This is a genomic window from Prosthecobacter fluviatilis (assembly GCF_055388355.1).
In genome coordinates this window covers 705,497-723,000 of the sequence record NZ_AP043782.1, presented here as the reverse complement: position 1 = coordinate 723,000, position 17,504 = coordinate 705,497, and the positions used below count along the sequence as shown (strand labels likewise).

General features: G+C 60.8%; 16 protein-coding genes. 7 read left to right on the top strand and 9 right to left on the bottom strand.

Going from position 1 to position 17,504, the window contains the following annotated elements:
- Positions 1–2,172, top strand: coding sequence for a 1,4-alpha-glucan branching protein GlgB (glgB, locus tag ACZ5WW_RS02570; protein WP_377169758.1), 2,172 nt, complete (start codon positions 1–3; stop codon positions 2,170–2,172).
- 73 nt (positions 2,173–2,245) lie between these two features.
- A complete protein-coding gene (locus ACZ5WW_RS02565; RefSeq protein WP_377169756.1) occupies positions 2,246–2,797 on the top strand; it encodes a glutathione peroxidase in 552 nt (183 codons plus the stop codon).
- A gap of 104 nt (positions 2,798–2,901) precedes the next feature.
- Here the strand turns inward: ACZ5WW_RS02565 and ACZ5WW_RS02560 are convergent, their stop codons facing one another.
- The 4 genes from ACZ5WW_RS02560 to purH all read right to left on the bottom strand — a co-directional run bounded on the left by ACZ5WW_RS02560 (position 2,902) and on the right by purH (position 6,763).
- Positions 2,902–3,378, bottom strand: a complete 477-nt coding sequence (locus ACZ5WW_RS02560; protein WP_377169754.1) for a hypothetical protein — start codon at positions 3,376–3,378, stop codon at positions 2,902–2,904.
- Positions 3,375–3,950 carry an RNA polymerase sigma factor gene (locus ACZ5WW_RS02555; protein ID WP_377169752.1) on the bottom strand — a complete coding sequence of 192 codons (576 nt, stop codon included), beginning with the start codon at positions 3,948–3,950 and terminating at the stop codon, positions 3,375–3,377. Before ACZ5WW_RS02555 ends, ACZ5WW_RS02560 begins: the two co-directional genes overlap by 4 nt.
- A gap of 85 nt (positions 3,951–4,035) precedes the next feature.
- Positions 4,036–4,989, bottom strand: a complete 954-nt coding sequence (gene lgt / locus ACZ5WW_RS02550; protein WP_377169750.1) for a prolipoprotein diacylglyceryl transferase — start codon at positions 4,987–4,989, stop codon at positions 4,036–4,038.
- Between the two features lie 235 nt (positions 4,990–5,224).
- The gene (gene purH / locus ACZ5WW_RS02545; RefSeq protein ID WP_377169748.1) at positions 5,225–6,763 is read right to left on the bottom strand and encodes a bifunctional phosphoribosylaminoimidazolecarboxamide formyltransferase/IMP cyclohydrolase; all 1,539 of its coding nucleotides are present in this window, start codon (positions 6,761–6,763) and stop codon (positions 5,225–5,227) included.
- 174 nt (positions 6,764–6,937) lie between these two features.
- On the opposite strand from purH, the gene ACZ5WW_RS02540 reads away from it, so the two are divergent.
- Entirely contained in the window at positions 6,938–7,555 is a 618-nt protein-coding gene (locus tag ACZ5WW_RS02540; protein WP_377169746.1) for a hypothetical protein, read from the top strand.
- A gap of 20 nt (positions 7,556–7,575) precedes the next feature.
- A complete protein-coding gene (locus ACZ5WW_RS02535) occupies positions 7,576–8,109 on the top strand; it encodes a DUF3267 domain-containing protein (protein ID WP_377169744.1) in 534 nt (177 codons plus the stop codon).
- A 37-nt stretch (positions 8,110–8,146) separates the two neighbouring features.
- On the opposite strand, the gene ACZ5WW_RS02530 is transcribed toward ACZ5WW_RS02535, so the two are convergent.
- Positions 8,147–8,587, bottom strand: a complete 441-nt coding sequence (locus ACZ5WW_RS02530; RefSeq protein ID WP_377169741.1) for a hypothetical protein — start codon at positions 8,585–8,587, stop codon at positions 8,147–8,149.
- A gap of 365 nt (positions 8,588–8,952) precedes the next feature.
- Here ACZ5WW_RS02530 and ACZ5WW_RS02525 point away from each other — a divergent pair, with 365 nt between their 5' ends.
- The gene (locus ACZ5WW_RS02525; RefSeq protein WP_377169739.1) at positions 8,953–10,026 is read left to right on the top strand and encodes a Gfo/Idh/MocA family protein; all 1,074 of its coding nucleotides are present in this window, start codon (positions 8,953–8,955) and stop codon (positions 10,024–10,026) included.
- Positions 10,027–10,182: 156 nt separating this feature from the next.
- Positions 10,183–10,791, top strand: coding sequence for a hypothetical protein (locus ACZ5WW_RS02520; protein WP_377169737.1), 609 nt, complete (start codon positions 10,183–10,185; stop codon positions 10,789–10,791).
- A gap of 86 nt (positions 10,792–10,877) precedes the next feature.
- On the opposite strand, the gene ACZ5WW_RS02515 is transcribed toward ACZ5WW_RS02520, so the two are convergent.
- Together ACZ5WW_RS02515 and ACZ5WW_RS02510 are read right to left on the bottom strand one after the other, a co-directional pair.
- Positions 10,878–12,353, bottom strand: a complete 1,476-nt coding sequence (locus ACZ5WW_RS02515; RefSeq protein WP_377172269.1) for an IS4 family transposase — start codon at positions 12,351–12,353, stop codon at positions 10,878–10,880.
- Positions 12,354–12,547: 194 nt separating this feature from the next.
- Entirely contained in the window at positions 12,548–13,498 is a 951-nt protein-coding gene (locus ACZ5WW_RS02510; RefSeq protein WP_377172273.1) for an IS30 family transposase, read from the bottom strand.
- 1,007 nt (positions 13,499–14,505) lie between these two features.
- Between ACZ5WW_RS02510 and ACZ5WW_RS02505 the strand changes: the two genes are divergently transcribed.
- The gene (locus tag ACZ5WW_RS02505) at positions 14,506–15,903 is read left to right on the top strand and encodes a formylglycine-generating enzyme family protein (RefSeq protein WP_377169734.1); all 1,398 of its coding nucleotides are present in this window, start codon (positions 14,506–14,508) and stop codon (positions 15,901–15,903) included.
- A 292-nt stretch (positions 15,904–16,195) separates the two neighbouring features.
- On the opposite strand, the gene ACZ5WW_RS02500 is transcribed toward ACZ5WW_RS02505, so the two are convergent.
- A complete protein-coding gene (locus tag ACZ5WW_RS02500; RefSeq protein WP_377169732.1) occupies positions 16,196–16,681 on the bottom strand; it encodes a hypothetical protein in 486 nt (161 codons plus the stop codon).
- 120 nt (positions 16,682–16,801) lie between these two features.
- Positions 16,802–17,119 (bottom strand): hypothetical protein, encoded by a 318-nt coding sequence (locus ACZ5WW_RS02495; RefSeq protein ID WP_377169730.1) that lies wholly within the window; start codon positions 17,117–17,119, stop codon positions 16,802–16,804.
- Between the last annotated feature and the right edge of the window lie 385 nt (positions 17,120–17,504).

Below are 17,504 nucleotides of genomic sequence, written 5' to 3'. Positions count from 1 at the left end.
ATGAGCCAATACTCCCCCAAAGCCGAGATCGAAGCCGTGCTGGCTGCCAGACATCCAAATGTGTTCGCCTTTCTCGGCGCGCATGAAGCAGGGGAGGGCCGGCAGGTGGTGCGCACCATGCAGCCTTACGCCAGGGAGGTGGCTGTCATCGTCGGGACGGAGCGTGTGGTGGCGGAAAAAGTGCACAAGGACGGCTACTTTGAAGCCATGACGCCACGGGGACTCTACGAACTGGAGATCACCTCCTCTGAGGGTGAGACCACGCGCCTGAGCGATCCCTATTCCTTCGGCCTTCTGCTCGGAGACCAGGACATGTACTATTTCCGTGAGGGGACGCACCAGCGCCTGTGGGATGTGCTTGGCGCAAGCCTGAAAACACTGCACGGGGTCGCCGGCTGCCAGTTTGCCGTGTGGGCGCCGAATGCGCAGCGCGTTTCCGTGGTTGGCGACTGGAACCGCTGGGATGGCCGCATGCACGTCATGCGCAAGCGCATCGAGGCCGGCATCTGGGAAATTTTCATCCCGGGCGTCACCGAGCTCACGCACTACAAGTTTGAGGTGGTGGATACCCACGGCCACATGTGCCTCAAGAGCGATCCCTTTGCTGTCTTTGCCCAGCATGGCACCCAGACCTCCAGCCTGGTCTTTGACATGGACCGCTACCGCTGGTCTGACAGCGAGTGGATGCAGGTGCGGGCGAAGCGCGATCTGTATCACTCACCCATGAGCGCCTATGAGGTGCATCTCGGCTCATGGAAGCGCAAGGCGGAGCAGGGGAACCGCTGGCTGTCCTACAAGGAGCTGGCGGACGATCTTATCCCCTATGTCAAAAACCTCGGCTTCACGCACCTGGAGATCATGGGCATCGCGGAGCATCCGTTTGACGGCTCCTGGGGCTACCAGGTCACCGGCTACTTCGCGCCGACCAGCCGCTTTGGGAATCCGGATGAGTTCCGTGAATTCGTGGACCGCTGCCATCAGGCCGGCATTGGGGTCATTCTCGACTGGGTGCCGGGGCACTTCCCCAAGGACTCGCACGGCCTGGCCAGGTTTGACGGCACCGCCTTGTATGAGCATGCAGATCCGCGCCTCGGCGAGCATCAGGACTGGGGCACGCTGATCTTCAATTACGGCCGCCACGAGGTGAAAAACTTCCTCATCTCAAACGCCCTCTACTGGCTGGAGCAGTTCCACATCGATGGACTGCGCGTGGATGCCGTGGCATCGATGCTTTACCTGGACTACTCACGCAATGCGGGTGAGTGGATCCCCAACCACCTGGGCGGGCGTGAAAACCTGGAGGCCATCGCCTTCATGCGCGAGCTGAACAGCGTGTGCTATGCCAAGCATCCTGGCACCACCATCATCGCCGAGGAGAGCACCGCATGGCCCGGAGTCTCCAAGCCCGTCAGCGGCGGCGGCCTCGGCTTTGGCTTCAAGTGGAACATGGGCTGGATGAACGACAGCCTGCGCTACATGGCCGAGGATCCCGTGCACCGGAAGTACCACCATGGCGAGGCCACCTTTGCCATGATCTACGCCTTTGATGAAAACTTCATCCTCGTGCTCAGCCACGATGAGGTGGTGCATGGCAAGGGCTCCCTGATCAACAAGATGCCCGGAGACCGCTGGCAGAAGTTTGCCAATCTGCGCATGTTCTTCTCCTGGATGTGGGCGCACCCCGGCAAAAAGCTGCTCTTCATGGGCGGCGAATTTGGCCAGTGGAACGAGTGGCGGCATGACGGCAGCCTGGACTGGCACCTCTTCCTTGGCGAGGAGCACAGCGGTCTGCAGCAGCTCGTCAAGGACCTCAACCACCTCTACACCAGCCGTCCTGCGCTGCATGAAAAAGACCACGAGCCCGGCGGCTTCCACTGGCTGGATGCCAATGATGCGGACAACAGCATTTTTGCCTTTGTGCGCTCAGCAGCCGATGGCGACAGGGTGACCGTCCTGGTGAATGCCACCCCCGTGTGCCGCAAAGACTACCGCGTGGGCGTCTCCGAAGCGGGCAGCTACCGCGAGCTCCTCAACAGCGACGCCCCCGCCTATGCCGGCTCCGGCGTCAGCGCTGGCGCAGGCTTCCAGGCGCAGCAGGTGCCCTGGCAGGGGCAGCCGTGGAGCATCGTCGTCGATCTCCCCCCGCTCGCCACGCTCGTGCTGGGCAGGTAAGGGCGCGGCAGCCGGTCGGTGGGAAGCGATTGTTGCAAAGAGGTGCGCGGGTTGGCGCGTTGGTTGTCGTCCCATGAAACTGCTCACGCTTGCCTCCTCCCTTCTTTTCGCTGCCGCACTCTGTGCTGCTGACGCCCCGAAATCCGTCTATGATGTGCCGCTGAAGGACATCGACGGCAAAGACACCTCCCTGAAAACCTACCAGGGCAAGGTGATGCTGATCGTCAACGTCGCATCCAAGTGCGGCAACACACCGCAGTATAAGCAGCTCGAGGCCCTGAACCAGGAGTTCAAGAAGGACGGCCTGGCCGTGCTTGGTTTCCCCTGCAATGACTTCGGCGGGCAGGAGCCCGGCACCAATGAGGACATCAAGCAGTTCTGCTCGCTCAAGTACAAGGTGACCTTCCCGATGTTTGACAAGGTGGCCGTTAAGGGTCCCAACAAGTGCGAGCTCTACCAGGTGCTCAGCGGACCGGCCTCTCCTTTCCCAGGCGATGTGAAATGGAACTTCGGCAAATTCCTCGTCGGCAAGGATGGCAAGATCCTCAAGCGCTTCGAGCCCAAGGTGCAGCCGGACTCCCCGGAGGTCATGACGGCGATCAAGGAAGCTCTGGCTGCGAAGTAATTCGTCGAGACATCCCTGCTCAAACAAAAACGGCGCTGGCTTCATCAGCCGGCGCCGCTTTCGTTTTCAGGCAAGGTTTGAAAGACTCCCGGGCCCTAAGCCTCCTATTTGTAGGAGACGGGCAGGAGCTGCCGCTGGCTGGGGATCTCCATGGTCAGCTGCGTGCCGTAGCGGGGATCGACCCACGTGCCGAGCTCGCGGGAGACGACGAGGGCGTGTTTCTCGGACGCACGGTCATGGTCAGCGCGTGAGGCACCGGCTGCGGAGTCATCCCATTCACGGATGGTGGTGCCGGTGAGCACGACGGGCTTGGTGGGAGTGACAGCGGCCAGCGCCTGGGCGCCCGGCTGCTGGGGCAGGTGGCTCATCACGGCGATGGCGGCCGCGGCCCCCATGGCGGCCCAGCCGGCAGACATGATCCAGCGTGGCAGGGCCTGCGGTTTGCGGCGGCTGGTGCTGAGCCAGCTCATGTCCAGTTTCAGTTCTTCATCGACCCGCTGCGCCAGGGAGCGGGAGGCGGGTGCCGGGGCAAGGCCGCGCAGCAGGTTTTCGAGTTGGGTGTCGTTTGGGTCGTTGTTCATGACATAGCCTCTCTGGTTGATGGGAAGGGTAGGATGTTGATGGCGGGAGATGCGGATTCGCCGAGGAGGTCGGCACGCAGGTGGCCGAGCTTCTTGTGCAGCGCCTGCAGCGCGTAGCGGTAACGGCCTGCGATGGTGTTGATCGAGCCGCCGGTCAGCGCGGCGATTTCATTGAAGGTGAGATCGCCCCAGAGCTTGAGCGTGACGACTTCGCGCTGGTCTTCGGGCAGGGACTGCAGGGCTTTTTCGACGATGGCCGCCGTCTCCTTCTGCTCGGGGCGGGGGTCAAAGACGGGGGCGTTTTCACCGGCCACGGCGAGGTCTGACTTGGCTTCACGGTTGACCCTGCGGTGGTCGGAGCGGCGCTGGTCCAGCGCGATGGTGCGCACGGCTGCGTAAAGCAGCGGAATGTGGGCGGCATCTCCCTCTGGAAACCGCCGCCACCAGCGCACAAACGCCTGCTGGACGACGTCTTCAGCGTCGGCCTTGGCGTCCACGAGCTGACGTGCGTACATCACCAGCTGCGGGGCCAGTTGGTCAAAGGTTTGTTTCCAGTCAAAAGAGGCTTCCATGCGGGGGCAGGGGGGTATATCACACAATATACACCCTGCCTAACGCCTCAAGGCCCGGCTTTTGTATGCAGAACCCGCGAAAAAATCAGGCCTTGGCCTCGGCACGCCCGGGCGGGCTTTTGCCCCAGATCAGGCCGTAGCCGATGAACAGCCCGCCGACGATGAACATGAAGGTGGAGTAAAACTGCCCCTTGGTCAGCCCCATGATCATGTCGGAGCCGCTGTCCGGCTGCCGCACATACTCCAGCGCGATGCGGGCGATGGCATACAGGATGAAGAACAGCCCGGCAATGATGCCCTGGCGCAGCCGTGGAAAGCGCAGACGCAGGAAGATCAGGATGGCGCTGAGCAGCAGGCCTTCGCCCAGCGCCTCATAGAGCTGGGAGGGATGGCGCGGGTGCAGGATGTCCTCCAGGGGGGGGAGGCGGTCGCTGTGCTGCTTGAAGTAGGCGATGATGTCCGGGCTGTGCTGCAGGCCGTTCTGCCAGACCTCGTCCCTCAAGGCCGGATCTCCGCCCTGCTTGACGAAATCCTCATGCAGCAGCTCCGTGGGAAACTTCATCGCCCATTTGTGCGTGGTCACGCGGCCAAAGAGCTCGCCATTGATGAAATTGGCGATGCGTCCCAAAAACACCCCCAGCGGCGCACCGCAGACGATGGAGTCGCCGATGCCCGCCCACGAGATCTTGTGCTTCCAGGCATACCAGCCGCAGAAGAGGGTGACGCCCGCGATGCCTCCGTGGCTGGCCATGCCGCCCTGCCAGAGCATGAAGAGCGTCCACGGGGCATGGATGAACTCGTCGAAATTATACAGCAGCATGAAGCCCAGCCGGCCACCCAGGACGAGCCCGAAGACCGCCACCAGGGTGATGAAATCGGCCACCGCCTCCGGCTTGATCTCAGAAAGCCCGCGCCTGCCGAGGTAGTGCATCACGCGATAGGTCAGGTAAAAGCCCAGCACATACGCAAGGCCATACCAGCGTATGGGCGTGTGAAACACAAACGGGCCGAGGTCGTGCATGTAGTAGCCTAGAAGCATGCGCTAGGCATTGAGCGGGAGTGGCGTGGACTCAAGAGGCAAATGGGGAAGAAAATGGCGGTCTCCCCCCCCGGTGCGCGTCTCTTTCCTCATCCGAATGGGGAAAGCTGCGGCCGACGCTTTCAGGAGACCCGTCACAAAAGAAAAGGCTGCTGATTGTCAGGAAATCCTAACGATCAACAGCCGTTAACATGCAGAGCCTGAGGGCTCTAACACCTCATTTCACGCGCAGCTCTTAGTGCAGGAAGTGGCGCACACCGGTGAAGCACATGGCCATTTTGCGCTCGTCCGCAGCGGCGATGACCTCGGCGTCCTTGACGGAGCCGCCGGGCTGGATAGCGGCGGTGGCACCGGCATCCGCAGCAGCGATCAGGCCGTCAGGGAAGGGGAACATGGCGTCTGAGGCGACGATGCTGCCTTTGAGGCTCAGGCCGGCCTCGCCTGCCTTCCACACCGCGATGCGGCAGGAGTCCACACGGCTCATCTGGCCCGCGCCGATGGCGAGTGTGCGGTCGTGGGAGGCGAAGACGATGGCGTTGGACTTCACGTGCTTCACCACACGCCAGCCGAAGCGCATGGCCTCCAGCTCGTCGCGGGTCGGTGGGCGCACGGTTTTCACCTTCGTTTCCAGGTCGTCCAGACCCAAGGCGCGGGAGTCGCTGTCCATCACCATCACGCCGCCAGGGGCGGAGCGGATGATGGGCTCTGCCAGAGCCTCGGCCACGCCGGGCAGCATCTGGATGAGGCGCAGGTTCTTTTTCTTCTGCAGCAGCGCGCGGGCGTCGGCATCGAAGTCCGGGGCGATGATGACATCGGTGAAGATCTCCGAGATGATGCGGGCCAGACCGAGCGTCATGCTGCGGTTCACCACGATCACGCCACCAAAGGGTGCCTGCTTGTCGGTTTCAAAGGCCTTCTGCCAGGCCTCGCGCAGATCTTCATCCGCGCAGCCCACGCCGCAGGGGTTGGTGTGCTTGAGGATGGCCACGGTGGGGCGGCGGAACTCCAGGGCGATCTCGGCGGCGGCCTGGATGTCGAGCACGTTGGTGTAGCTGAGGTCCTTGCCGTGCAGCTTCACAAAGTAGTCGCCAAAGTTGCCGTAGAGCGAGGTCTTCTGGTGCGGGTTGTCACCGTAGCGCAGCTCCGAGTAGAGGGGCAGGCTGAGGTTGAAGGTCTTCTGCGTGGTCTGCTCCTTGTTCAGGTAGGCGGCGATGGCGGTGTCATACGCGCCCGTGCGCTGGAAGACCTTGCAGGCCAGGCGCTCGCGGGTGCCCAGGGTGGTGTCTCCGTCGTGCTCCTTCATTTCAGCCAGCACCACGGCGTAGTCGGCGGGGTCGGTGATCACCGTGACCCAGCGGTGGTTTTTGGCGGCGGAGCGCAGCATGGACGGGCCGCCGATGTCGATGTTTTCGATGGCCTCCTCCAGTGTCACGTCCTTCTTGGCGATGGTCTGCTCAAAGGGGTAGAGATTGACCACGACGAGGTCGATGCAGGGGATGTCGTGCTTCTGGGCGTTCTTCTTGTCCTCCTCGTTGTCGCGGCGCTGCAGCAGGCCGCCGTGGACCTTGGGGTGCAGGGTCTTCACGCGGCCGTCAAACATTTCGGGAAAGCCGGTGTGGTCAGACACATCCGTGACCGTGAGGCCGCCGTCCTTCAGATGCTTCGAGGTGCCGCCGGTGGAGAGCAGCTCCACCCCGAGCGCCGCCAGTCCTTTGGCGAAGTCGAGAAGGCCGGTTTTGTCGGAAACAGAGAGCAGAGCGCGTGCGATGGGCATGTGTTTGTGTCTTGGGAAGTAAGTTCGGGGCCAAGGAGTAAAGGGAGAAATCCGGGGGTGCCAAGCGCAATTCACGAGCCGTTCTTGTGCCGTGTTCATGGGTTTTTTCTCGTAGCGGAAATTGCTTGTGGTTTTAGCTGCCTCCTGAAAAGATCTAATCCATTGATTTAAACCATGAGCGAAAAGCCGCTGCCGCCACCGATCATTCCCCCTGCCGCTCCCAGAGTCAGACCCCAATCTCCTCCGGCACCGTATCAGATGGCGGTCGTGTCTGATGATGCATCAGCAAAGCCTCGGCCGACCTCCTGTGCCCAGTGTGGCTCCGCTCATCTCAGCACCCTGACGCAGCTGCCCGTCTGCGAGTCCTGCCGCCTGGCGCTGGTGCGGTTTCCATTCCCGATGTGGGTCAAGCTGGCCGCCGCCTTTGTGACGCTGATGGTCGTGGTGTCGCTGGCAGTCTCACAGGAGCGTTTCACCGACGCCTACGACACTGTGCGGGCGGAGAAAATGGTGGCACTGCAGCGCTGGGAGGATGCCTTTCAGAGTTATGGCAGGCTTTTCAAGACCCACCAAGACGCTGAAACCACGGTCCTCTATGCGGAGTCCGCCATGGGCAGCCATCACTACCAGGAAGCCGCCGAGGCCGTAAGCAGCCTCACCGGCAAATACATCCCCGAGTACCTGCATCACCGTGCCACTGTCGTGGTGGACGATCTCGACCGTCTGGCGCAGGAGCATGAGCGGCGCATGACGCCGGATGGCAAACCCAAAATTCCTTACCGGCCAGAGTAGCTCCGTGCCGCCCAGCTCCTATGATCATCATTCCCGGATTCATCATCTCGCTGCTCACCTTTCCTGGTGTCATCGTGCACGAGGCGGCGCATCAGCTCATGTGCCGCCTGACCAACACACCGGTGCTGAACGTGTGCTACTTCCAGACGGGCACCCCGGCTGGGTTTGTGGTACATGACAAACCCTCCTCGGGATGGCGGCATTTCTTCATCGCCGTCGCGCCGTTTCTCATCAACTCGGTCATCGGCTGTCTCATCTGCCTGCCTGTGGCGCTGGCACTGGCCGCCGGGGCCAGCTTGGAGCCGGTGGATTTTCTGCTCGGGTGGCTGGGTGTCTCCGTGGGAATGCATGCCTTTCCCAGCACCGGGGACGCCTCCAGCCTCTGGGCGGCCATGAAAGAAGATCGCACCCCTTGGCATCTTAAGCTCGTGGGCTTTCCCGTTGTGCTCATCATCTATGTCGGTGCCGGACTCTCCGTAGTATGGTTTGACGCCATCTATGCGTGGCTGATCTGCTTTGCCCTGCCGCACAGCTTTATTGAGCTGCTGGTCTAGCCGTGCCAACCACGGACCTTCCTTTGAGCTCGCTCCCTCACTGCGGCCCCGCCTTCGGCACAAACGGCGGGTAAAACTTCCGCGCTCCAAACTCCATGTAACGGTTTTCGCCGGACTTCAGATAGACGGGCAGGGGACCCTTGTCCGCAGCCCCCTCGGGCTGGTAGATGAAGTGCTGGCCCGTCGCATCCAGACCCAGTTTCATCATCGTCGCATCATCCCGTTCCACGGCCTCCTCGCTGCGGCGGTACAGCCCCTCTTCCTGACCGGCGTAGCGCAGATTGGGCTCGTAGCGGTCGTCCTTGCCCAGCGGGCGGGTGTAGTACTTCGTGTCTCCCAGTGCGGTCGGGTACTCCGTCCACTCATAAGCCGCCGGGTGCAGGTGGATGCGCCAGCTCAGCACCACCAGCGACGCCAGCAGCACCGCCCAGCCGAGCAGCATTCGCCCGGGGGTGTCGCGGATTTCATTGGCGGCCATGGGCAGGCATCAAAGCCGGAAAAGCCCCCGGTGAAAAGGGATAAATCTGTGCTGCAACCGCCTCAATCCCAACGCGAATATCCACGAATGACCACCCATGGCACCGGGCGGATTCTGATTCGCGGCTATTCGCGAATATTCCTCTTCAGTCGCGTTTAAAGAAGACTCTCTTTTGAGATAAAAATCATTGGTTTTGAATGTTTTCTCTGCGTTTTTCCAATCTCTGCGGTGTTAAACTCCGACCCTGACGCCGCCATGCACCGCCCGGCCCGCTGCATGAATCCCACGCCGCCGGCCGTACTCTCGGGCTTGTCATCGGCGCCCCTCTCGGCTTCGATGGCCCGTTCCTTTTCCCGACCCCTCCTATGAGCAAAAAATGGCGCATCGCCGGCATCAATTTCGATCACTTCCACATGGGCGACCTCCTGCGCCAGACCTCCGAGCATCCGAACGCCGAGATCGTGGGCATCTGCGATGAAAAGCCCGAGCGCCTCGTCGATGCCACGCGCAATTTCAGCCTCACGCCCGCGCAGGTCTTCACCGACCACCGCGCCTGCATGGAGCAGACCAAGCCGGACATCGTCGTGCTGTGTCCCGCCGCCTCCTGCCATGGCGACTGGGTTGCCAAGATCGCGCCCTACGGCACCCACATCATCATGGAGAAACCCTTTGCCGGATCGCTGGCCGAGGCCGATGCCATGATCGCCGCCATGCAGCCGCACGGCAAGCTGCTCGCCGTGAACTGGCCGCTGGTGTGGGATGCAGGGCAGCAGACCGCGCACCGGCTCATTCAGGAAGGCCTCATCGGTGAAGTGCGCGAATTCCACCACCACGGCGGCAATCGCGGCCCGCTGTACCACGGCGCCGACAAGATCGAAAAAGAGCCCAGCGCCGCCGAAAAAGCCGCGAGCTGGTTTTACAGCCAGGCGCAGGGAGGGGGCTCGCTGCTCGACTACATGGGCTACGGCACCACGCTCGGCACCTGGCACCTGGGCGGGCAGGTCCCACTGGAAGTCACCTGCGCCTGGAACCAGCCCGAGGGCCTGGAGGTGGACGAGCACGCCGTGGCCATCATCCGTTACAGCCTCGGCCTCAGCAAAAGCGAAACCCGCTGGGGCACCTTTACCGATCCCTGGACCCACCAGCCCCAGCCCAAGTGCGGCTTCGTCCTCAAAGGCACCGACGGCACGATTTCTTGCTACGACTACGAACCCACCGTCCGCGTGCAGACCCGCGCCCGGCCCGAGGGCTACGAAATCCCGGTCGATCCCGTCCAGTCGCCGAACCGCAACCCCATCGAAAACGTCATCCACCACCTGGAAACCGGCGCCCCCTTGATCGGCCCGCTCCGCCTCGACATCTCCCGCATCGGCCAGCAGATCGTCGATACCGCGTTCCGGAGCGCCCAGGAGAAACGGACGCTGAAGCTGGTGGGGTAGGAGCGGAGCAGGGAGCGCCCACCACAGGGCTTTTGCCTGGCTGGGAGCCAGTTCGGAAGCCCTCCAGAGACTCAATTATTAACTACCAACAATCAATGTAATGTAAAATATATAGGTGTCGGGTCCGGTTCATTGGTGTGTTAGAGTCCCCGGCACATGGACGCCGACGAACTACGAGAGCAAATCAAGGCTTCGAACCGCAGAGTCGGACTGAGCTTCGACGAAGCAGCCGAGACGACGGTCTTCTCTTCCGAATTGCTGGATCAATATCTCTCATTGGAGTACGGAGACCATGGAGTGGCGGCTTTCCGGATCGAGGCGTTTCTGACCGCAGCCAAGAACCGCCCTATCAAGGCCTCCGTCCTGACCTCAATCGCCGATGCGCTGCGCCAAAGAATCGCGGAAGGTTTGAAGCTGAGCAGCAGTGATCTTCAAATGGGATTGGCTCTGGCGGCAGCCGGCCATTTCAAACGAGACGACATGGCTTCGCTCGTTCAGGCAATGAAAGGTGTGAATGACTTTGCGGTCGCTTCTGCCGCCGCAGCCCTTTTGCCAATCATCGGGCCAGATTTCATCCAGGACTACCTCGTCTCGACTGAACTCTTTGAGACCGGTGGGATGGGTGGTCCCCAGCGGCCGCTGATCCAAGAAATGGCCTCGGAGGCCATGCGCGATTTCAAGCACCAAAAGGCATTGAAGAGTGATTGCGGGAGTTTTGGGTGGTTGCGCCGGATCTGTCGTGCATTCTTCCCTCCCGGAGGCTGAGGAAGTCTGAAAGCTCACTAAAGGATGCCTGATATTGAGTGCGCATCCACTTCTCGAAAAAGATGCCAGGCATGAATGGCACTTGATTAAGCCGCCTTTCGATACTTGTCGCGGTGGGGGATTTCCTGAAACTCGCGGCGCGGCTGCGTCAGCAGCTGATGGGTTTTGGGGCGTCGTTTCTTGGCCCTGGGTTCGCGTCGTCCGGTACGTTGGGGGTTCATCACTGAGGCGATGGCTTTGAGCAATTCATCCCGCCACTGTTCCAGTTTGCGAGGCTTGTCAGCATAGAGTGCGGCACGCGGCAGCCATTCGCGCAGCACGTCAAGCGCGCCTTTGAAGCTGACCCGCCCAAGCTCACGGCCGTGCGCGCTGGCGCTGTGCAGGATGAGCAGCCGGATGGCGTTGTAGGCGCAGGCATGCATGAGGATCTCCTTCTCGATCATGTCGGGAGTCTTGCAGCGCAGCACATCCATTTTCATCGTCGTTTTGATGTCCCGAAAAAACAGCTCGATGCTCCAGCGGCGGTGGTAGAGTTCGGCGATCTGCTCCACGCCATACCCTTTGGCATCGACCAGCGTGGTGGCGATCCACACGCAATGGGTACGGAAGCCTTTGCGCTCAATGGGCACCTTGATGATGCGCACTTCGAGCTGCTCCGGCAGCGCCTCCCACTGCCGGGCATCCCACGGGCACTTGCCAGGTCGATGTTTGGGCTTGTGCCAGCTCTGCAGGCATTGATGGCCGCCCAAAGAGCGGCCTTTTCCCAGGTCCTTGGGGCGTGCCTGATGCAGGCGCAGGACGGTGTCAACGCCACGCGCCTTGAGCTCGGCCATGAGCGCCCAGGCGCAGAAGCCGGCGTCGCCGAGGAGCACATCGCCCTGTTTGAGCAGATGGCTCACCTGCTGCCAGAGGCCCAGGTCATGACGGCACCACCTGCCCAGCGCGTGGCCCAGCCAGGCACCCGTCGAGAGGCAGAAGACACCCAGCATGGAGGCAACCGGAAAGCCGCAACCCGGCTTCTGAGCAGGGGGCTGCGGCCAGCGCTCCTGGTTCCTGGTGGTGTCAGGCATCGAGCAACTCGTGCCATCAAGCACTTTGACCTCACGTCCGCACCACAGCCAGGCTGAGGGTGCCTGTGCGGTGAGTTTGGAGCGCAGAGCCTCGCAGGCAGCCTGGACAAACGGAAGGCTCAGAGCGCAACGCGCCTGGCAAAAAGCCCCGGTTCTCAGGGAAGGACGCTTGGGATCGAGCGGACGGTTGATGAGCCAGGCACGGACTTTGGCGACGACGCCCTGGCAGGCCATGCCCGGGTTGAGCACTTGGAAAAGAAAGGCCCAGAAGAGGGTGGTGGGGGTGTAAATGGACTCTCGAAGTGGTTTGGAATCAGGAGCACTGGAGAAGAAATCCTGAGGGAAGAAGGGACCGATCAGGGCGGAAAGATCGGGCAAGGAGAGGTGGCGGAAGTGCTCGATGCCCCGGGCAAGCAGGCTGGCCAGGGAAGGCTTGGCCCTGCCCTGAAGCAGGTGAGGGAAATGAGGGAGGAAAGAAGTTTGAACAGCCATGTGAAGTGGAGTTCAAGCATCGTTGGAATGTTCAAATAATGTTACACAAAAATTTTAATACATATGCCTGTAAATGAACCTGCCAAAAAACGAATCCTGCCCTTAATCAAGTGCCATTCATGCCTGGCATTTAGCACGCAGCGCAGCCCCCTTGCAGATTGAAACCCAAAGTGCACCTGGGCTGTTTTTTGGAATTAGATGGGTTTGAGCAGGAAAGGCAAGAGGGAATGAGGTGATTGAAAGCCGAGTGTTTTGCGTGGTCGGAAGTTAAGTTGGTTTTGAGTTTTTCGGTGTTCGGTGATGCGGTTGCTGACAGGCTCTCCCTTGGGGCAGTACTCGCGAATAAGGCCGATGGTGTTTTCCACGGTGCCCTTTTCCCAGGCGTGGTAGGGATGGCAGAAAAAGGGCTCGCCACCTGTAGCTTGAGCTACCGACTTATAACTGGCAAACTCACAGCCGTTGTCATAGGTGATGGAAAGTGTCTGGAAGCGGCGCAAAGCATGGATGATGGCTTTGGAGACAGACGCAGCCTTTTTGTTGGAGACATGGCGTATGAGCGTATAACGCGATTTGCGCTCAACCAAAACCAGCAGTGAGCCGGCCTGTTTACGAGCACCCTCCATCAGGTCCGCCTCCCAGTGTCCGAAGGTGCTGCGGTCACTGAATGCCGTTGGCCTGCAATCGATGGAAGGACGATTGCGCACAGCGGCCCGGCGTGATGAAGAAGCGAAGTAGCGTTTGCCTTTGCGGCGCAGCAGCGTCCTGAGGCCAAGGGTGTGACCTTCGTAAGATCGTATGTGTCGGTAGATGGACTGGGCCGTAAAAGTGTGACCGAATTGATTCGAAAACAAAGAAGCGATCTGTTCCGGACTAAGTTTCAAGATCAGCTTGGCACGAATGAAACGCTTAACATCCAAGGTCAGTTTGGACCGCTTGTGGTTGGCCATTAAACGCCGGTGTTGTGTCATATCATTGGCGATAAAGCAGCAGTACCCAAATCCTGATCGGTTACGCCTGAACTCCCGGTAAATGGTTGTGCGGTGAACCCCCAGAATGGTGGCGATTTTTGTTTTAGAGACTCCCTGCTTGAGCAGTTGTCCAATTGCTCTTCGATGGAAGACGGTGAGATGATGGTAGCGTTTCATACGAGTGAGTAGTTATCAAACGCCCAGGGAGTGATGCACTTCGGTAGTTAATCCGCATGTAAACACCTGAAAATCTGCAAGTTACAGCATGCTTTACGCACGTCTCACATGGCGCGTGAACTAGGGGCAGGGCTTTGACCGATGGCTCCTGCCCTCCCAGCGAGGCCCCCTTCCCGGCTCACCGGCCATGGCGACCGGGACACTGGCTGGAGAAGTTGCCGAGTTGCCATCCCTAGAGGTGGAAACTCGGAAACTTGGGGGTTCCGGCCAGCCGGGTGGTAGCGGAGCGTCTGGAGGTGCGCGGAGGGGGCCGGAGCCGGTGTTTTGGGATCGGGAGAAAGAGACAGGGCATTGGGTGCCCTGCGGGGTGCGAGGCGATGAAGCGGTGGTCTCAGCGCCTGCCTGCTGCCGGCTCATCCCTGTTTCGTGAGGCAGCCCCCCCTTCCCTGATGGCGGAGAAACAGGCACAACTTCCACATTTTCAACGGGGGTGTGTACCCACGCGCAGCCCGTCCAAGGCGGCCATTTCAATCAAATCAACCTTTTCAAAGCCCGGGTATTCGCGCAGGTCATTCATGGGAGTCTTGTGCCCCCTGTCTCACCGGGGGATGTGTGCATACCGGGTGTTAACCTGAGTGCGAGCGAACCGTTGAAGCGAGCGCTGAAAGGCGGGCGCTCCAGGAAAGGTGGGAACGCTTTGAGCCAGCTGCCCATGCTGGCGCGAAGGATTCTTCGGACGCAGCGCAGCGCATCCCTGCCAGTGCTGCGGCAGGCATGGGCGGGCGAGGAGGTGCGGGGATCAGGGGTGGCGTGCTGGATTAGCCGATCGAGAGCCAGCGAAAGCTCGGGCGGGCTATGCCACAGATACGCAGGGTGACTGCATTGAGACTTTGTGGCCTATGCCCGAGATTCATTGACCTGACAATAAACAATAAACTATTGTGACTTGAAAAATATTCCCTGCACTTCTGGTTAAAAGACTTGTCTCAATCCCGTTCCCCTCACGCATGACTTTCTTCCAGCTTTTCGACCCACGGCAACGTCTGGCAAACGCCTTCATCCGCAGCGCCCGGCCTTGCATTCAAGCCGCGCTGGCTTTGATGGCCACGGTCATTTCAGCCCAGCAGCCCGCCTTGCCGCCTGAGCTCGGGGCGCTGAATCAGCAGTTCATCAAGCTGCAGAAAGAGCAGGTCACAGCGCCCTTTGAATCGGATCTTGTCGTACTCAACACCGGTTACCTAGGGGCCATCGACAAAGCCGTGACAGCGGAAAAAGCAGCCGCGAATTTGGACGGCATCCTTGCGCTGGAGGCGGAAAAGAAGCTCATCACTGAGAAGGCTTTAGCCGCCGAAAGGCCGCCCCTGCCGCAAAGCGATGATGAAAAGACTCCGGCGGTGGTGAAAAATCTCCGCAACATCTACCGCACCTCGTATGCGAAGCTCGAAGCGCAACGCCTGAAGAATCTGCAAAAGCTCGTGGCTCCGCTGAACGTGCGCTTGAAACAGATGGAGGCGGACTTCGTCAAAGCGGACCGCATCGCCGATGCGAAGACGGTGCACAGCTACCGGGAAGCGCTGGCGGAGGAGGCGCCCGCCGCAGGAGAGCCGAAGCCCGCCGCGACTCTCAACCCCGCTGTGATGATCACGGCGAAAGATGGCTTTACCAACACGCTCGGCATGAAGTTCCTGCCGGTGAAAGGCACCGCTGTGCTGTTCTGCATCCATGAGGTGCGTTACAAAGACTATGCCGCGTATGCAGCGGAGAATCCGAACGTGGATGTTGCCTGGAAAGATCAAACCGTCGAAGGCCATGCCATCACTGATCGCAAGGAAGACCACCCGGTGATCAAGGTCAGCTGGGATGACGCGCAGAAGTTCTGCGCCTGGCTGAGCCAGAAAGAAGGGAAACTTTACCGCCTGCCCACGGATGAGGAATGGAGCTACGCTGCGGGCATTGGGGAGAAGGAGAAGCGGAAGACTGGGGCGCTGCCCTTCCAAATGCCGACGGTGCCAGACGTGTTTCCGTGGGGTGACGACTTCCCGCTGACGAAGAAGAACAAACCCGGAAACTTCAGAGATGCCAGCCTTACAGGCAAAGCGCCGGGCGCAGATGGCAAGGAAGACAGCCTCGAAACCTACGATGACGGTTTCCCGACCACTGCACCGGTGATGAGCTTCAAGCCAAACAAACTCGGTCTCTATGATCTGGGCGGCAACGTGTGGGAATGGTGCGAAGACTGGTATGACAACGCGCAGCAAGACCGTGAGTTGCGCGGGGCCTCCTGGCATGACAACAACCGCGGCTTTCTGCTGTCGTCCTACCGCCTTCACGGCCCCCCCGGCGGCCGTCACGGCGACCACGGCTTCCGCTGTGTGGTGGTGCCGCCCCGTGGCCTGAAGGACTGATGTTCTTTGGTCTTTTAAGAACGACACGGTGCCACACACGCTGCACATGACTTTTCCCCGGGCCTCTCGCAAAGCTCGGCGGTCAAAATCCCCGGTGCGCCGCGTCTGCGCTGGGACGCTGCTGCAGAGTTCCTGAGAAGGAAACGGCGGAGCAGGCGAGGGCGGGGTGTCCCAATCAGCCGCGAGAGCTCATGGGGCGTCTAGGAAGCCCAAGACCAGGCGAACGACGGCGCTTGGGGGACCAAGCGCCCTGCCCGCGCTGGGCCTGCGCCCACCGGACCGGAGCCATGGACTACTTGATCAGCTTGTGAACGGATTCGCTGAAGGCCTGGCCGAGGATCTCGTTTCCACTGATCACCTGCACATGAAAGCCGTGGTACTTCTTCCCAGACTCTTCGACGAGCTTGTAACTCCTACGGCCGGAGCGCTCGCTGTGGGTGCGGACGAAATCAAAGGCCACCTTGGGGGTCTCGATGTCCAAGTAGCGGCCGTTGGAGTCCACGGTGATTTTCATTTCGCCGGATTTCTCCACAGCAATGGTGTCCGAGCCGCGCCGGAGGTTGGCGGCGTAGAGGGCCCATTTCAGCGTGACTCCTTCGAGTTTGACGGAGGTGTAGTTGGTGATGCGCACTCGGAGCCAGTGCGAGGAGACGTATTCTTCCTTGGCGATGTCGGCGGACTTTTTCTGAACCTCGGGTTTGACGGCGATATCGACCGAACCGGCGGAGGCGGCACTGACAAAAAGAAGGCTGCAAAGGATGGCGAGACGTGTGTGCATGGCGTGAGGGTGTGTGGTGTGGATGACCTCAACAGGCGGACTGAAACGGCGGCATGACATGACGAGGTCGGGATCACCTCAGCCGCGCTGCATTGGGAGACGGAAGCTGGCCGCCCCTCTTCAGCAGCGCTCCATGCACAGCCAGCGGTGCCGGCGCACCCCGGTGTGGACTGCCCAGTTTTCAGCTCCTCTGAGCGGTGCCACCAGGTCGGCATGCGCCACACGGATCGCCTCATGCCAGTCCGGCATGGCAGGCGCGTCGCAGTCTGAGAAAGCATTCTCGTGCAGCAGGCTCTGCTTGAGCTCCGCTTCATCGTCATCCAGCACGCAGACCAGATGCGAAGCATCCTTCGCCACTGCGGCAGCGTCCCAGAAGCACTGCTCCGTGCTGAGCGTGAGCAGGACGAGGAGGTTCAGGATGAACGGGCACCAGCGCATGGGATGGGCGGATGTCTGAGTAAACGAAAGGATGTGGCGGCAGCTATCACAAGCCATGTAAACTTTTCTCCGGGGAGAATGGATTTGATCGCGGCCATCGGCTGCAGGGCTGGTGGGAGTGAGTCGGGTCAATGGTCCCGCTAGGCCGCGGAGTTTGGCCGGGAGGGGGCCACGGATCGCTGCTGCTGCGCGGGCAGCGCGTGGTGAGCATGCCGCCGGAGGTTAGGCCTCTGGCCTGACCAAGGCCTGAGGCGTCCCGCCTCCAGCTTGCCACCCAGCGGGAGCGCTCACCATGGACTGGGAAGGACAGGCTGGAAGCCCGTCTCCCCTGGACAGCCGGGACGGCTATCCTCCAAGCAGCTGCGGAGCGCAGGCTCCAGGCACG